11 protein-coding genes are annotated in these 16,415 nt (G+C 48.3%); 5 read left to right on the top strand and 6 right to left on the bottom strand.

Features of this window, described 5'->3' with window-relative positions; translation table 11 throughout:
* Positions 1 to 4 precede the first annotated feature (4 nt).
* The 4 genes from BUA44_RS10550 to BUA44_RS10535 are packed head-to-tail and all read right to left on the bottom strand — an operon-like array spanning position 5 to position 5,761.
* Complete coding sequence (locus tag BUA44_RS10550; RefSeq protein WP_072811752.1) at positions 5 to 1,048, bottom strand: helix-turn-helix transcriptional regulator; 1,044 nt, start codon at positions 1,046 to 1,048, stop codon at positions 5 to 7.
* On the bottom strand, positions 1,035 to 3,101 hold the full coding sequence (locus BUA44_RS10545) for a VWA domain-containing protein (RefSeq protein ID WP_072811873.1): 2,067 nt from the start codon (positions 3,099 to 3,101) through the stop codon (positions 1,035 to 1,037). Before BUA44_RS10545 ends, BUA44_RS10550 begins: the two co-directional genes overlap by 14 nt.
* A gap of 2 nt (positions 3,102 to 3,103) precedes the next feature.
* Complete coding sequence (locus BUA44_RS10540) at positions 3,104 to 3,385, bottom strand: hypothetical protein (RefSeq protein WP_072811749.1); 282 nt, start codon at positions 3,383 to 3,385, stop codon at positions 3,104 to 3,106.
* Between the two features lie 9 nt (positions 3,386 to 3,394).
* A complete protein-coding gene (locus BUA44_RS10535; RefSeq protein ID WP_072811747.1) occupies positions 3,395 to 5,761 on the bottom strand; it encodes an AAA family ATPase in 2,367 nt (788 codons plus the stop codon).
* A 165-nt stretch (positions 5,762 to 5,926) separates the two neighbouring features.
* Between BUA44_RS10535 and BUA44_RS10530 the strand changes: the two genes are divergently transcribed.
* From BUA44_RS10530 to BUA44_RS10520, 3 genes are all read left to right on the top strand, one after another.
* On the top strand, positions 5,927 to 7,453 hold the full coding sequence (locus BUA44_RS10530) for a J domain-containing protein (RefSeq protein WP_072811745.1): 1,527 nt from the start codon (positions 5,927 to 5,929) through the stop codon (positions 7,451 to 7,453).
* Positions 7,454 to 7,455: 2 nt separating this feature from the next.
* Positions 7,456 to 8,409 (top strand): vWA domain-containing protein, encoded by a 954-nt coding sequence (locus BUA44_RS10525; protein ID WP_072811743.1) that lies wholly within the window; start codon positions 7,456 to 7,458, stop codon positions 8,407 to 8,409.
* Positions 8,410 to 8,548: 139 nt separating this feature from the next.
* On the top strand, positions 8,549 to 10,237 hold the full coding sequence (locus tag BUA44_RS10520) for a PspA/IM30 family protein (RefSeq protein WP_143151952.1): 1,689 nt from the start codon (positions 8,549 to 8,551) through the stop codon (positions 10,235 to 10,237).
* 79 nt (positions 10,238 to 10,316) lie between these two features.
* Here BUA44_RS10520 and BUA44_RS10515 read toward each other — a convergent pair whose 3' ends face one another.
* Positions 10,317 to 11,525 (bottom strand): metallophosphoesterase, encoded by a 1,209-nt coding sequence (locus BUA44_RS10515; protein WP_072811739.1) that lies wholly within the window; start codon positions 11,523 to 11,525, stop codon positions 10,317 to 10,319.
* A 185-nt stretch (positions 11,526 to 11,710) separates the two neighbouring features.
* Here BUA44_RS10515 and BUA44_RS10510 point away from each other — a divergent pair, with 185 nt between their 5' ends.
* Positions 11,711 to 13,726: a family 43 glycosylhydrolase gene (locus BUA44_RS10510; protein WP_083579590.1), complete on the top strand. Its 2,016-nt coding sequence runs from the start codon at positions 11,711 to 11,713 to the stop codon at positions 13,724 to 13,726.
* Positions 13,727 to 13,913: 187 nt separating this feature from the next.
* On the opposite strand, the gene BUA44_RS10505 is transcribed toward BUA44_RS10510, so the two are convergent.
* Entirely contained in the window at positions 13,914 to 14,207 is a 294-nt protein-coding gene (locus tag BUA44_RS10505) for a hypothetical protein (protein WP_072811737.1), read from the bottom strand.
* A 280-nt stretch (positions 14,208 to 14,487) separates the two neighbouring features.
* Here BUA44_RS10505 and BUA44_RS10500 point away from each other — a divergent pair, with 280 nt between their 5' ends.
* The gene (locus tag BUA44_RS10500) at positions 14,488 to 16,392 is read left to right on the top strand and encodes a family 43 glycosylhydrolase (protein ID WP_255370528.1); all 1,905 of its coding nucleotides are present in this window, start codon (positions 14,488 to 14,490) and stop codon (positions 16,390 to 16,392) included.
* Positions 16,393 to 16,415: the final 23 nt, after the last annotated feature.

The raw sequence follows: 16,415 nt of genomic DNA, 5'->3' as shown, positions 1-16,415 counted from the left end.
CCATTTAAACAAACTTAGATCTCTTTGAAGTAATCATTCTGTATCGATTCAGCATTGTCTTGACATCATTAATTATTTCTTTTCGCAGAGAAGGTGGTTCAAGAACAATTCTCTCCCCAAATTTTGAAGCCATTTCTCTTTTCAACTCAAAATTGACGATGCAATTAATGCGGAATAGTTTTCCATCATCGGGAAGACGATATCTTCTCCGAAGTTCTGCATCGTTCTTTTTTAGGGGTGTCATGGATGAATGGACCGGTTTACCGGCCAAATAGGCACACTCATCCTGCGAGGCCCAGAAAACAATATCCTGTGGAGTATCATCAGCTTTTTTTGTAACACCAATTACACTTTCAAAATATTCATCCCATCTTCCATCATATGGTTTGTATTTTATTGGTAAAGGCTTTATATCCTCTATTTGGTCCATAGAATAGCACATGACCTCTTTTGTATCAATAGTAGTACCAAACAGAAACCATCTGCCTTTACATTGCTTTAGAACGTGAGGGAATATTTGTTTTTTGTTCCGTTTTTGAGTGTCTTTGATGCGATGATATTTCAATTCTATGGTGGTTTTGCGTTCAATCAGTCTAAAAAGCTTTGGCAATAAGTCGCGACCGTTCAAATCTTCATTTTTTTCAAAAATAATGATTGGCTGTTCCTGGTCGTTTGCAGAGCTTTTTAACTGATTTAATACTTCAAAGTCTTCTACACCATCCATTTTTCCGAAAGTTTGAGAAACTGCTTGAAGAAGTTTTCTTTCCGATGTAGAAATACTTTGGTTAAAGATACTATCAGTTTGATTAGTATATCGTAAGATTGTGCTTTTACCAGAACGTTCTCTTTCTATTAATCCAAACTGTTGTTGTATAAATTCTATATCTTTTTCGAGACAGCGACGTCCTACTTGGCGTTCGCCAGATATCTCAAGCTGTTCATTGCACAATCTTGTCAAATCGTTCATTGTGTAACGGCGAACTACGCTCTCTGAAAGTAGTCCATCGAGAATCTTTATTCGTAAGAATGCGTTTTTATTTGTCGGCATTGTCGGATAATCCTTGACTTGTGGGACGCATTTTTATGGAATGCAACTGTTCAACTAAATGTCGTGATGCATGGATATCGTTTGTATTATACGACCAGTTGTGATTGAAACAATCTATTGTGCCTTGATTGCCGCTTGTCCCAATTACAAGGCTGTAAAAATCGGTATTCTTTTCTTTTTCTACTTCTATAGCATCAATTAAATTGCGCGGAAGATTTGCCATTACAAAATCCGATATCATAAGGACATCTGCATTCTTATAATCGTTGGATTGAAGCATTTTTATTGCATGCTGCAATGCCGGGCTCGCATCTGTGCCGCCATTAAAAGACATCTGTAGAAAACGAACGAGTTTCTGCAAACTATCGCCTTTTTTGAAATCTCTCATATCTAGAGTTTCTATTCCTGTAGAGAATGAAATCAGGTAGCATTTTCGTTCTTCTTCGAGTGCGATTTTGGATAAGGCGAATGTCACGGTTTTTGCAATGTTTTCCGGTGTTCCATGCATAGAACCACTTGTGTCTACACAGATAATAATAGGACCTTTGGGTTCCTTCTTTTCAATGGAAACCTCTTCCTGTGTAGATTCTTTTCTTGTCCTTTCGACATTTCTTTGGTATTCGAAAGACAACAGCTGCTTTTGGGCGAATCGCAGCTGGAAGAGTTTCTTTGTTGCCGGATTTTTCATTAATGCCAATTCACTTGGCAAGATCGATGATATATCGTTCGAAAAACAAATGCCTTTAATCTCTCCACGATAGGCATTTTGGGGATGCCATTCTGTCTTTATGACAACTTTATCGCGAAGTTCCTTTTCAAAAATGGATTGTGCGCGATTCTGCTTACCCAAGATTTCTGCAAGTTCTTGCAACGATTGATCTTGTTCAAGGAGTTTTGCGAATTGTTCCAGAATTTCAAAGCCACTAGTTTCAAAAAATCCTTCGGACAAATCCCAAAGCCGCCCAAAATTCTTGATGAATGGGGAAAGGAGTTTTTCAAGACGCTTGAAATTCTGTATTTTTTTATACAGCTCTTCTAGGAACGTCTTTCGCATTTCATCAATACGTTCTTGTTCCCATTTATTTTTGCGGTCAATAAAGCATTCTTCCATGTCGCCGATGAAATTTCTGCGAAGAACTTCCAGTTGCTCCAAAGATTTCCATTGGATAGGTGCTTTATCTTTGTCATCCTTTTTTGGCTCTTTTTTCTGTTCTGCAAATTGGTTCTTATAGAAATTGAAATTAAGATTGCTTGGGGCGATTGCCCCCCGTTTCGATTCGCTTACAGAAGGCAATCGTCTATAGTGGTATTGAATTTTTGAATTCTCATTCGTTAAATCTGTAGCTACATCTATAGCAGACCATTTCTTGTGTTGTTCGATAAAAATAGATTCATCTAGGAAGGGGTCTTCCTTGTCAAGTGTTTCCTTTGTTAGCTGCAGCCATTCAAGAATATCGGTCTGGATATTTTCAGAGACCCCTTCATGAGATTGGATGTAATCCTTTATGTCATCATGGTCAAGAATATCTGAGAATGTCTTTTCAGCAAGCTTTGCATAATCATTCTGGGGAAATTCAATCTTAATATCGGTGGGCTCAACAGGTGATGCCAAATCCTCCATTGCGTCAATAAGCTGTTTTCTATCCGCTTCTGTACCAAAAGCGCTACTTGGAGCAAAGTTTTCGAATTTGCGTTTTTTCTTAGAATGATGACGATGAATACCTATGATTTTACATAAATCATCTGATATCTTTTGAATATTTTGAAAAAGGGTGTCGCATAATCCTGAGAATTCTTTATCAGAAAGGTCTTTTTTTGTGTGGGCTGTTTTATTTCTTGATAGTCTCATCGGATTCCACCAAGAATATTTGGACAAGAGTCGCCCTTCTCCTTTTACGCATTCACGGAATTGTTGAATTTTAACCTGTATCAAGGCTCGTGATTCATCTGAAATTTCTGAGACATCCGAAATTCCTAACGGGAATTTTTTTCGTATAGTTTCAAGTACATTAAGAGCCTTACGACAATTAGAACGAAAATCCTTTTTTGTCATTTTCATCCTCTTTTCGGTATGTTCTCAATCTCATTCATATTTGCAAAAATAAACGACACAATTTTCTGCATTTCATCATCAGGAATATCTTCCGTTGCATGCGTTAGACGATTTCCGATTTTTTCAAGTTGACTTATCACTGGAGAGGGAACAATTCCTTCTGCAATAGACTGTATCTTCATATGCAGCCACGCCTTTTGTTCATCCGAAAGAGAATGAACATTCGGCGTGCCGTCAGGAAATTTCTGGCGAAGGATTTCTATTTCGTTATCAAGCAAGGTCATAGTTTGTACTTATTCTTTTTCCCATTCGCGAATTACGCAAACAGAGTATTCATGGTCTTTTGTAGTATGGTCTATTTGCCCATCTTCGTCAAACATTTGATAAAATGCCGCAGAATTACCATTTGTGCTTGAAGACCAATATTCTTCTTCGTCTAATGTGCATGCAGACTCAAGTTGTTCCAAAGACTTGTTAATCGTTTCCCTATTTTGCCAAATCATATGTAGCAAATCTTTATTTGGGACTATCCAATTAGAAGAATATTCATTTGGAAGATCGTTGTTGCTTGCGTAGTTAGATGCAATTTCTGGAATATCCTCCCAACTCTCCATATACTGATCAATTCCAATTGCGTATGTTTTTTCGCCTGTAATGCAAACAACAGCAATTACATCTTTCTTCTGTTCCGTTGTTAATGCAGCAACTTCTGTAGCGGAGAAAACGACTCCATTTTTGAGGATTACATCACCCACGGTAAATTTACTACTGAGCTTTGTATTTAAATAGCGATTACGCTGCTTATCAAGAGAAATCTGTGCATCTTGAAGTTCACGAATTGCATCGTCTATTTTTGTGGTGATAATTGTATTATACTCTTGATTGGCAAATAAATTTGATTTGAATGGAATAGCACTGCTATTTTTTTGGTCATTCAGTTTTGTTATTTCAGATTCTATCTGTGATACAATCGGCATGTAAGCCGCTTTAGTGAATCTTTCTTGAAGAGTTTCGTGGGCTATATCAGAAAAATTTTTTTTCATTAATCCACCGGTCTTTGTGGCGATTTCTGTAGAATAACTAATGTCCGTATATCCATCAATCCAATTCACATGCTTACCATATAATACGAAGCTGTTATCTTTGAAGTAATAATCATAATCGCCCATAAAATCACCATTTTTATCATAATATGCTCCGTGACGATCATAAGAAGAATGCTCGTATTCTTTACAAAGATACGCAGGGGTAATGCTATCATAGCTCTTAATCTCTTTAGGCTGGGTAATTTTATATGCTAGCTTCCCATCTCGCATTTTGTAAGTCAGCGGCTTATCACCCTCCATATAAAACCATTGCTCATTGACCTTCTTTTCAAATTCTTCAATTTGCTCTTTAATTTCGTCTATGGCGGTATCACAATCCAAGCCATTTTGCTGAATGCATTTTTCGACAATTTCGCGAGCGAGTTTCTGTTGTTTCTCAGTACTCCAAATACAGTACTCAATAAGCTGACAGTCCATCAAGTCAATTTCGGTACGATCATTAAGGAACGCAGACGTCTTCAAAATATGAACAATCTTTTTCCAACGACGGTCACTTACTTCAAACAACTCGTCATTTTTCTTTTCATCTTCGCTCATTGCTTCATTACGAAGAACCAATTCGTTTCGAACCGCGCGAATAACAGATTTTGCGGCATCAGAAAGCGAAACTTCATCTATTTTTTCTTTCCAAGCATTCCATTCTCCGACAGAAATAGGTTTTACACCATCAGGCATTTTAAATTCGTGCGATGTTGACTCATCAACCATTTCAAAAAAATTGTCTTCGTTTTGGATCGGATTAACAATTAAGCGTAAAATAAAGCGGTCAAATAATGCTTCGTGGCCTTCATTCTTTTTGGGAAGTTCGTTTGACGCTGTGAAAAGCGCTTTAAGCGGAACTTTTTTTCTTTCACCGCCGTTGCTAAACTTACGTTCATTTATAATATTCAACAAGGTATTCTGAATCGCTGCACTCGCTTTCCAAATCTCATCCAAAAAGGCGATGTCTGCCTCAGGCAACATATTTTTTGTTATTCGCTTGTACTCTTCCTCTTCGCTTTCACCTTCCGCATTTAGGGCTTTTAGTGAAATAGGGCCAAAAATGTCCTCCGGTGTTGAGAACTGGTTCATCAGATATTCGAACCATTTTGCATCGCTGCCATCATCAGCCTTGAATGCTTCCTTAATGCGGCAGGCAATCATACTTTTTGCATAACCGGGTTTTCCTAAGAAAAAGATACTTTCGCCAGAAATTGCAGTAAGTAAAGCAAGGCGAACCGCTTCATCCTTTTCGTAAAGACCTTCAGAAAGTGCATCTCGCAACGCCTTGATTCTGTCATGGAGGTTCATATTATTAATTGCCGTATCTTGGGAGGTGGTCATGGGTTTCTCCATAGGTTTAAATTTTTTATGATTCACAAGAACGCCTTCCTTCTTGTGATCCAGTTTAAAATTTCCGGAAGAACTGAGAATCCGCTCATAATTTGAGGCTTGCTTTTTGTCAAGCCCCGCTTTTTTTATCATCTCCACAAGTGGTACGACGATGGTCTTTCGCTCTTGGGAGAGAGCATTAAAAGCATCGTCAAGTTTTTGTAAGATGTCGGCTTCAGTCATAGTAGATTCCTTTTTTCTTGGTTTTAAATATAACCAAAATTTTTCACGAAGGAAACAACTTTTTCATTGAATTTTCATTTTACGAACATACAGTTCGTACGAACAAAGAATTCGCATATCAAGAGTATATTATGAGCATCACTTTTACCACCAAAAAGGAACACTATGATGTTTTCGATATTCAATTTCGGAAAGCGAAAAAAAGAGCAGGCCCTGCGGGAACGTGAGCAGGCCAAGCGGATTAAGCGCACGGAGCGAAACCTAACCAAGTCTGCGGCCATAAACACTCAGGCGATCGATGTGCTGAACCAATCCATCCTCAATAGCAACGGAATTAGGCAAGGCATTGACGTATTCAACAACCAGGTCGCCGACTTCCAAAAGACCGTTGACGAAAACCGCTCGCTGCAAGTGGAACTGCAACAGCAGCAGAACCGCCTGGCAGATTGGGAAGATGACCTGAAGGATCGCAAGGAGGCCATCCGCAAGGAAGAAATATCAATACACATCAGGAGCGAAAATGTCCGCAAGGATGAACAGCGCGTTGCCATCAAGGATGCCGACCTTGACGCCGAGCGCCAAAACATCAAAGACGAGCGCTCCGCCATGAAGGACAGGGTCGCAAAGGCCGAGAAAGCAGAAAAGGAGTGCAATCAGGAAAAGGAAACCTACGAAGAAAAGCAGAAAACAGCCGACGCGCTCAAAGATGAATACAAGGCTAAAATAGCGAATCTCGAAACCCGCGAAAAGGAATGTTCCGAAAGGGAATCTTCCATCGCGTCGCGATTGGCCGAAGTGGAGGAAAAGGAAAGAACGTTTGAATCTCGAGAACGCGAAAAACGAGAAGCGTTCGAAGCCGAGAAGGAGCGCTGGGAAAAGGACCGCTCCGAGATAGAGAACAACCTTAACGAGAAAATCAAGGAATACGACCGAAAATTGGCCGATATGGAAGCCGTATCCGAAACCTTCGACAACATCAAGTATGATGACAGCGAAGATGGGAAAAAGGCGAAGATTGTAGTCAAGGAAACCATCCGCGTCAGCATCAAGGCTCTTGAGGAATCGATACAGAAATTCAAAGAACTTGACGAGAAATATGCAAGCGGAACATTCAAAGGGTTCTCTGTGCCTATTGACGAAATCAATCTTGCCTACGAAGAACTCAAAAGCCAATACGCCGCCATCAAGGAGCATGCCGAATCTTCAGGCCTCGATTTTTCCGTGTGGCTCGGGAAAATAGAGAACTGCGTTCTCGAAGCCGACAAGTACCTGAAATCATTCTTTTTTGCGGAAAGCTACAGGAACATAGTCGAAGGCTTGAGTTATTGCAAGGGTTACGAAGACATCATCACCATCTTGAATAATTACGCAAGCGCATCGGAAGCCCCAGGTGAAGAAGCCTCGGATACATCGGACGGATGGATCGACCTGTACAAGGTCCTTTACGACGACGAGTATGATGAAGCCACAGACTACACGGAGTTTGACATCAAGCAACTCAAGAGGCAGTACAGGAAGATGGCCAAGATGTTCCATCCGGACAAGGCGACCGAAGATAATCGCGAGGAATACACCGAACGGTTCAAGCAACTGAACGAGGCGTGGGATATACTGTCCAACGCGGAAAAGAGAGCGACTTACGACAGTACCTACGTCGCATCAAGAGATTCACACAAAACACGGGAGAAATAACCATGGAAAAAGTAGAAACAAAACTCCACCTGCCGGCCCTCAAGAAGCCTAGCGGAAGCCTTGTCGTTAAGAAAGACGACAAGCCTATCAAGACATTCAACATTGCCTCCGTGCAAAAGCAGGGGGCTTTGGGAAACGTCCTCAAGGGAGACTCCATAAAGCAGAAAATGCAGAAGGAACAGCAAGCGCACAAGGGGCTCGACCTGGTGCTGATGGGCGATTTAACGGGATCTATGTCCGCCTACCACGCAATATTGAAACGTAAGTTTACCGAAATATGCACGACGCTTTTCCAACTCATCCCCAACCTGCGCATAGGCATCATCTTTTACCTGGATCACGGGAGCGGAGACCCCTACATCACGAAAGTCCAGCCGTTAACGGTCAATGTCGAGCAGTTGCAGTCGTTTATCTTGGGTACGCCCGATGGATACGGCGGTGATGAAGACGAAGCAGTGGAAGACGCACTTCACGACGCACTCGAAATGAACTGGAGTGAAATCAACACGCATTCCGTTGTCCTTTTCGGCGATGCCCGGCCGCACGAAGTTAGCGAATGCCCTTACCAGCACGACTATTTCAAAATCACCGAGTCGCTTTTCAAAAAGCAGGTCACCATAAACACAGTATACTGCTCGGCAGGCTGCGATTACCGCCGCCAATCTACGCTCTACGAAGTAGAAATCGGCAATTTCAGTCGTCGTGTCTCCCGACTTGGCAATCCCGAATTTTTCTCCTGGATTGCGAATGTCACGGGAGGTATAGCCATCGGTGTTGAACAAATTGACGACATCGTCGACATCATCAAAGGCATGGCGGCAAAGGATGCGGGCAAGATTGAAGAACTGGAAAAGGAAGAACTGAAGATTACCTTGCGTCCAATCCCGGCGTTGGTCCATATCAAGGAGCAGGCGAAACTTATTGAGCACAAGAAGAAATTGCTTGGCTACAAGTAATGTTTTGCTCCCCGGGCCAGGCTCCGCCAGACTGGAATCGGCAAGGACTACTAGCGCAGCGGTCCTGTTGCCCGGGGAGTCCATTGACACCCTCCCTTCCTTCAACTATCTTTCCAAAAAAAATTTCTAGGGGACTTTTATGCAGTTAATCAGAACTTCTTTTAACCTGCGTAGTGACATGCCGTGGGACGAGCTGTACCGCGAATGCATATACGCCTGGCTCGGCAGCAGCAAGGACGAGCGTGGCAAACGGTACTACGAGCACCTATTCCGGAAGTTACCCCGGCAAATCGACTTCGACGAGAAACCATCCGGCAAGTTTGAGTTTGCGGGCGACAAGCTGGAATACAACTCCTTCTCGTGGAAACTCTGCGACTACATCGGATTCACGTTCACCACCAAGGACGCCGTGTCCGGCCGCATCTGGAAAACGCAGATTGCCATCAAGAGGACGGAGGAGCACGCGTTCTGCTTCGTCTCGCTGGACTGCGACCTCGGGCGCGACAAGCGGCCGCCGCGAATTGCACGCCCGCGCGTCATAGAGCTCCTGCTCACGAACTTCCAGGATGGCGACGGCGCCATCGACGAGATAAAGCGGCAGGCGCATATCCTGGAGCCGAGCGAGATTGACCGTGCGAAAAACGCGCTGACCGGCGGGCTACGCAACGTGCTGCCCATCGTGTACCTGAGCTGTTCGGCAAAGACTCACGCGCTCATGCCGAGCAAGGTGGCCGAAAGCCTGTTCGGCGTCGCGCACGTATTCGCAGAGCAGAACCCCATGCTGAGGGACCGCCTCGCACAGGAATTTACAGACAAACGAATACCACAGGGTGGCGAGATCGGCATCTGCTACACGGGCCAGCCCATTACCATATTCAACCGTTTCGACGTGGTGGACTGGGCCGAGAATCCCGAGACGCTGGTGCAGGACATATTCCTCAAGATTCTCAAGGCGAATCTCTCGCTCAAGTTCAACTTCACATGGGACGACCTGCTCGCGGCACGCGAAAGCTACGAGAACGAACTTGTCGAGCGCGAACGTGTCGAGAAGCTAAATACCATAAACGAGATGCGCGAGGAATGGCTGCAGGCGCGGCAGGCCCGCATGGACATGTCGTGCCTTGTCGAGAAGCTGATGAACGACCTTGAGCGCGTCACGGCGGAACGCGACCAGTACAAGGACGAGCACGCGAAATACGATTCGCTCAAGCGAAAGTACGACAACTGTCTGGACGAGCGCAACACCTGGGAAAGCCTCGCCGTGGAGGCGGACGAAAAGCGCGAGAAGGCGGAAGAGGAACTGCGCGATGCAAGGGAACAGCTGCACCAGGCGTCTACAAAATCGGATGCGCTCAGGCAGAACCTGAATTCAAAGAACGTCAAGGGAGTCCGTTACCTGCCGCTCGTACTCCCGCCCGAAAGCGAGATGTACCCGAACGAATACATGTGCCAGCTGGTGCGCATACTGACGCTCGCCCTACCGAACGTGCCCACTACGGACAAGTCGCCAAGGGTACGGACAAAGTCATTTATCGAGGATATCCTCGCGGCCAACGCGGATGCGGTCCGTACCTTCAACGAGTACGACGCGAAAAAACGCGAGCTCGAAATGGCGGCGCGGCAGGAAGGCGTCCAGAGCAAGGACGGCATGAGGGTGGCGAAGTTCTTCAATATGGAAATCATCAAGAAGGGCAACAACCACGGAAAAATCCGGTTCATCAACGATGCACAGGAAAGGTTCCTCGGGACAGAAGCGTCTTCGGGCAGCGACAGCGCCCACGGCGGCAAGAACGAGGCGAGCGACGTGACGAAAGCGATGCTGTGGTAGCGAATCTTGCCGCAGGCGAACCGCGCGCAGTTTACTGTGTGCAGTTACTGTGTGCGGTTTGTCGTTTATAGTTTATCGTTTATCGCCCGCCGGCCACAAAGTGCAAGACCCACATGTCGGCGTCGGTGCCTACGCGCACGGGCGGCCCCCAGCAATCCACGCCGGCGCTTACGAGCCAGCGTACGCCATCAAGCACGCCCTCGCCGAATGCGAGCCTCCACACGAAATTGATGACGATGTTCCCGGGGAAGAACTGCCCGTTGTGCGTGTGTCCCGAGAGCGCGTAGTCGGGCAGGCGTCCGGAATATTCCGGCTCGATTCCCTTCGGCTGGTGATCCAGCAGGATCCACGGGCGCGTGGTATCGCGCGGGGCGATAGTCGCAAGCGGCAGGCGGTCGATGTCGCGGTGGCGCGCCACCTGGAAATCGGTACGGCCCGTAAAGCACGCAGGCCCGATGCAGGCGCTAGAATCGTCGAGCATCACGAACCCGACCTTGCGCATCCATGAATCGGGATCGGAACCGGGGCGTTCCTGCATTCCCTCGTGATTCCCGTTGATGGCGACGGCGGCGATTTTCGCCTTCGAGGTCAGCGTTTTGAACAAACTATCATAACCCCACTCGTCCAGCTTCGGCGTCGGCACGTCGGCAAGGTCGCCGCCGAAAAGCAGGTAGTCGGGCGCAATGGAATCCACGTGGGTTATCATGCGTTCAAGCTTTGCGCGGTCAAACAGCGGGTCCACGTGAATGTCGCTGAAAAATACGGCAGTGAAGGCGCGAGGTTCCACAACCGCGACAGCTTCTGGTTTCGCGAGGGTGTCAGGCGCATCGCCGACCTGGGTACTGTCATTTGCATCAGATGCATCGCCTGCCTGGGGCTCCGCAAAGTAGCGCGCGGGCAGTTCCACGCGGGCTTCTATTAGTTTGTACTCACTATTGTGCGGAACGCCGTAAAGGAACAGGCCCGCGGTAAGCGCGACGGTAAATGCGAGCAGCCCGCGGCTCACGCGCATAAGCATGCCCGCCTCCATCGGGGCGCGCCTCACGATTCTCCGCACCACCCTGAAAATGCCCCACGGGATATAAACGAGCAACGCCTGGCACAGCCATACCGAAGTAAACGCCACCACGGCACTACCCGCGAGCGTATCGCGGAACGACATGCCTGCAAAAATCGCGACAAGCACCCCGAGCGCAACCAGCTTGCCCTTCTTGCCCGGGGCGACAGCACTCACGTTTATGTATATAAGGGCGAGGCCCGCGAGAAGGATAAACAGGAATATGAACATGGCTAAAATATAAAAAACAAGTCAAACGTAGACTTTTTATTACATAAACAACGCTGACATATTGTTCAACAGTGTATTTCTGCACAATTATGTAGACTTTTAAAGCAAAAATATGTTGACTACGGTTCTCAATTAATATATATTACTGCGTGTAAACCTCGGAAAGGGAGCAGTTTATGTTTGGTATGGGATCACGCTTCGGCGTGCGTGCTATGTTCGGGCGTGTTGGCCTTGGGCTTGCGTTTGGAGTGTCGGTTTCCTCCGCTGCCGACTGGTATGCGAAGGATAATTTGCAACCCGGTCACGACCCGAGCATGGTACGGTTCGAGGACGGCTACGCCCTCATGAGCACCAACAACAATCTGCAGCTCTGGACATCCGAAGACGCATACACCTGGCGCGACCACAAGTCGACCGTGAGCGCCATTCCGCAGTGGGCCTACACTTACGCTCCGGGCACCGAAGGCATCTGGGCTCCCGACGTTTTCTACATGAACGGCGAGTACCGCGTGTATTACTGCGTGTCCGTCTTTGGCAAGCGTTCTTCGGCAATCGGCTACCAGTCCACAAAGTCCATTATGCCGGGCACATCGGGCTACGGCTGGACCGACCACGGCCACGTTTTCCACACGACGACTAGCGACAAGTACAATGCCATCGATGCCGACGTTGTGCGTGACACCGAGGGCAATTACTGGATGGCTTTCGGTTCGTTCGGGTTGGGCATTCAGCTGATTAAGTTAGATGCAACGACAGGCTACCAGGCGAGCGACGACAAGACGGTCTACAACATTGCGCGCCGTACCAGCAGCGCGAGCGGCGGCGCCGAAGAAGGCCCGAGCCTGATTGAGCATGGCGGGCAGTATTTCCTGTTCACCGCATGGGACAAGTGCTGCCAGCAGGGCGCAAACATCGAGCAGACAACGTACAAGACGGCTTACGGCCGTGCAGACAAAGTAACTGGCCCGTACAAGGACCGCGCCGGTTACACCATGGCGAACGGCGGCGGCACGATTCTGTTGGAACGCTACGGACGCTACGTGGGGCCGGGCGGCGGCGAGGCCTTCCAAGACCTGAACCGCGTGCGATTTGTGCACCACTACTACGACTTGAACGGAGACAAGTACAATCACATTCATATACGTGATATTGTCTTCACCGAGGATAACTGGGTTGAGATGGGACAGCCCTTCCTCGGGCGTTATTTGAGCGCCGAAGTCGAGCATGGCGTGCTAACCCGCGCTGTTTCGGGCGACCTCGCGATTACCCGCAGCAATACGGCCTCGAACGGGGAATACCTCGCGTACGTGAATACCGAGGGCTCCAAGATTCGCCTGCCGATGAACATTATGCAGGCGGGTGATTACCTGCTGCGTTACCGCTACGCGAACGGTGGCGATGCGGCCGCGACGCACAAGGTGACGGTGAATGGCAAGTCGCAGACGGTGACGCTCCCGCCCACAGGTTCCTGGGGCACTTTCCCCGAAAACTCCGTCGTGATGGTGCCCGCGAAACTCAAGCGCGGTGGCAACTTCATCGAAATCGAGCCTTCGCCTAACGGTAATTTCGCGGAACTCGACCGCATTGACTTCTTGCGCATTATCCGCGATACGATTCCGGCGAACGGCTTTGACAACGGCATCCGCGTGCGTCTCACGAAGGACGACGAGTTCGCCATCAAGGACGGCGGTTACGCGATTTTCGAGAACGTGGTGCTGGATTCGCTCAAGGATATCGGCAATGTTTTCCTTCAGGTGAAAAATGCTTCGTCGGGTAAGATCGTGATTCGCGACGGCAAGAAGGACGGGACTGCGGTCTTCACATGTGACCTGTCAAATAGATCTCTCATGGATGGCGGCTGGTCTGCGGCGAAATGCTCGGGCGATATGGGCCTGCGCGGCATCAAGGACCTGTACCTGACGGCATCGGGAATTTCCGGCGAGGCGATTCTCGGGAATCTCATCTTTGAGCCGATGCAGGTTGTCTGCAACCAAGCACCGTGTGGCGACCCGGTTTCCAGCTCCAGCGACCCTTCGACCAGCTCAGGGACCGCTGAACCGCAGTCTAGTTCCAGCAGCGGAACGACCGCGATTGCCCCGCGCGCAGTCCGCCACGATTTGCAGGTGCCCGCCCGCAAGGCCTACCGCGACCTCAAGGGCCGTAGCTTCGACAAGCAGATTCGCTACAGGGTGATGTTCTAAGGGCTTATTAAAAAAAACGACTTATCGTTTTTCTTATGTTCGGGTGTTTCATAATTCACCCGATACATTTTTCGGTTGAAGGCGGGGTAATGAAGGTTCCGTTTTACATGGCTTGGTGTATTTAGAGCAATATAGCCTTCGGATGTTTTACCTCGGCTCATAAAGAGCCCCTATAAGATAACAAATCTCATTTCTTCTTGGAAATTAGTGAATCAAAGTCTTCCTCCTCTTTAGGCTCCTCTTTACCAGAAAGAATTTCATCAAATGTTTGTTCCCGTTTCTTTTTCTCTATTAAATTCATGGGAATTATCGTGATTTCAGGAGATATTGCAATAGCAGAACAAAACATCCAAAATAAAAAAGCCATTCCCCAGCGACAATGCGTAAATCTTTCTCCGTAAACGTAAGGAACCAACAACGCAAAAATAATCGCACACAACAAAGCTATCAAAAGTCTTATTATGATTTTTTTCTTCTTCATTTATTTCCATTCCTCTATATCTTTCAAAATTTCATTTGCAAAAGCTTCGGCCACCTCACGAGAATCGAACGAGTTGTAAGTTTTACCTCGACTCATAAAGAGCCCTTATAAGACTGCCTTCTGAATATACCTTTATTTATGCGGGTTCGCAAGCGGTTGGATGCTGAAAAACGCTGTTTCTTATTGCGAAAAAATCAATGGTATTGGATTGTTGGATGGTTGACGAAAGGCTTAGGGGAGTATAAATTTAGTGAGTGGTGTATGGGTAAAGCGAGGAAAAATGAAATTCGGGATTGGCAAGGCGTCTGTCGTAACGACTGCGGCAATGCTTACTTTGGCTTATTCGGCTTTTGCGGCCGACTGGTACGCGAAGGAGACGCGCTGGGCGGGGCATGACCCGGACATCATCCGTTACGAGGACGGCTATGCGCTTGCCACGACGGACAACCACATGCTCATGCAGTTTTCCGAGGATGCGCTGAACTGGAAGAACGGCGAGCCCGCCATGCCGGAATTTTCGAAGTGGCTTTACAAGTATGCGCCGAACATGATTGACATCTGGGCGCCGGACATTCATTACATCGGCGGGGAATACCGCATGTACTATTGCGGCTCCGAGATGGGCATCCGTTCGTCGGGCATGGGGTTCATGGCGAGCAAGGAAATCGACCCGACAAAACCCGGCTACGGCTGGACGGACATGGGCGAGGTGATTCACACGGTCAAGAGCGATGCCTACAACGCGATTGACGCGGCGGTGCTCAAGGACAACGATGGCAAGGTCTGGATGGCGTTCGGTTCGTGGGGCACGGGCATCCACATTCTTGAACTGGACGAAGAAACAGGCAAGGTGAAAGACGGTGCAAAGATGCAGAACATCGCAAACCGCGGCGGTTCGGGCATCGAGGGCGCAAGCCTCATCGAGCACGACGGCTACTACTACCTGTTTACGGCGTGGGACAACTGCTGCAAGAAGGGTGCCGACCTCGAGAACAATTCCTACAAGACGACGGTCGGGCGCTCCAACCGCATCGACGGCGGATACGTGGACCGCAGCGGCAAGGCTCTCCTGAATGGCGGCGGCACGATTCTGTTGAGCCGTTACGGGCGCTACTACGGGCCTGCGGGCGGCGAGGCGTTCCAGGACGTGAACCGCCAGCGTTTCGTGAACCATTACTACGACAAGAACGACGGCGGAAATTCTTACATACAAGTTCGCGACATCGTTTATACCGACGACGGCTGGCCGGAACTGGGGCAGCCCTTCCTCGGGCGTTACCTGAGCGCCGAGGCGGAACATGGCGCCTTGACGCACGTGGATATTTCGAGTAGCTCCGATGCATCGAACGGCGAGTTCTGCGCCTACATCAACTACGAAGACAGCAAGATTCGCCTGCCGATGATTATCCCGCAGGCGGGCGACTACCTGATTCGCTACCGCTACGATAACAACTGGACCGAAGACGGCGCGAACGGAAGTTCGCACTTCGTGAGCATCAACGGCAAGAACCAGGAAGTGCAACTGCCGCTGACGGGCGCGTGGAGCGCATTCCCCGAGAAGTCGGTGGTGTACATTCCCACGAAACTCAAGCGCGGTTCGAACTTCATCGAGATTACGAAGGGCAAGCACTATGCGGAACTTGACCGCCTCGACTTCTTGCGCATTATCCGCGATACGATTCCGGCGAACGGCTTTGACAACGGCATCCGCGTGCGTTTGACGGCTGATGACGAGTTCGCCATCAAGGACGGCGGCTATGCGATTTTCGAGAACGTGATTACTGATTCCATCGTGGGCCCAGGCGTACTTGTGCAGGTGAAGAACGGAGCCGGCGGTACGCTTTCGCTGCGTAAGGAAAGCAAGAAGGGCGACGTGATTTCAAAATGCGAACTCCCCTCGGCAGGCGATGCGAGCAAGTGGATTGACGTGCGCTGCTCCAACATGCCGGAACTCAAGGGAGTGCAGGACTTCTACCTGACGGCGGAAGGCCTAGGCGGCGAAACGCTCCTCGGCAACATCAAGTTCGACGAAGGCGTGAAGGATTCGACGGATGCAATCCGCCGCATTGATACCCGCGACGAACGTACCCTCCGTGCGGGTAACGTGCGTGCGCTGGGCAAGGGCTACCGCGACTTGAAGGGTCGCCGTCACGAGAAACTTATCCGCTACAGGGTGATGTTCTAAAGTCTTTTACCGACGAACCAAAT

Origin of the sequence: Fibrobacter sp. UWR3, assembly GCF_900143055.1 — a bacterium.
Lineage (GTDB): Bacteria > Fibrobacterota > Fibrobacteria > Fibrobacterales > Fibrobacteraceae > Fibrobacter.
The sequence above is the reverse complement of the archived record's forward strand: the minus strand, read 5'-3'. Positions and strand labels throughout refer to the sequence as shown.

Bases quoted from the DNA above. Each gene is read 5' to 3' on its own strand.
- BUA44_RS10550 (WP_072811752.1), bottom strand. From the start codon at position 1,048: ATGCCGACAAATAAAAACGCATTCTTACGAATAAAGATTCTCGATGGA.
- BUA44_RS10545 (WP_072811873.1), bottom strand. From the start codon at position 3,101: ATGACAAAAAAGGATTTTCGTTCTAATTGTCGTAAGGCTCTTAATGTA.
- BUA44_RS10540 (WP_072811749.1), bottom strand. From the start codon at position 3,385: ATGACCTTGCTTGATAACGAAATAGAAATCCTTCGCCAGAAATTTCCT.
- BUA44_RS10535 (WP_072811747.1), bottom strand. From the start codon at position 5,761: ATGACTGAAGCCGACATCTTACAAAAACTTGACGATGCTTTTAATGCT.
- BUA44_RS10530 (WP_072811745.1), top strand. From the start codon at position 5,927: ATGATGTTTTCGATATTCAATTTCGGAAAGCGAAAAAAAGAGCAGGCC.
- BUA44_RS10525 (WP_072811743.1), top strand. From the start codon at position 7,456: ATGGAAAAAGTAGAAACAAAACTCCACCTGCCGGCCCTCAAGAAGCCT.
- BUA44_RS10520 (WP_143151952.1), top strand. From the start codon at position 8,549: ATGCAGTTAATCAGAACTTCTTTTAACCTGCGTAGTGACATGCCGTGG.
- BUA44_RS10515 (WP_072811739.1), bottom strand. From the start codon at position 11,525: ATGTTCATATTCCTGTTTATCCTTCTCGCGGGCCTCGCCCTTATATAC.
- BUA44_RS10510 (WP_083579590.1), top strand. From the start codon at position 11,711: ATGGGATCACGCTTCGGCGTGCGTGCTATGTTCGGGCGTGTTGGCCTT.
- BUA44_RS10505 (WP_072811737.1), bottom strand. From the start codon at position 14,207: ATGAAGAAGAAAAAAATCATAATAAGACTTTTGATAGCTTTGTTGTGT.
- BUA44_RS10500 (WP_255370528.1), top strand. From the start codon at position 14,488: ATGAAATTCGGGATTGGCAAGGCGTCTGTCGTAACGACTGCGGCAATG.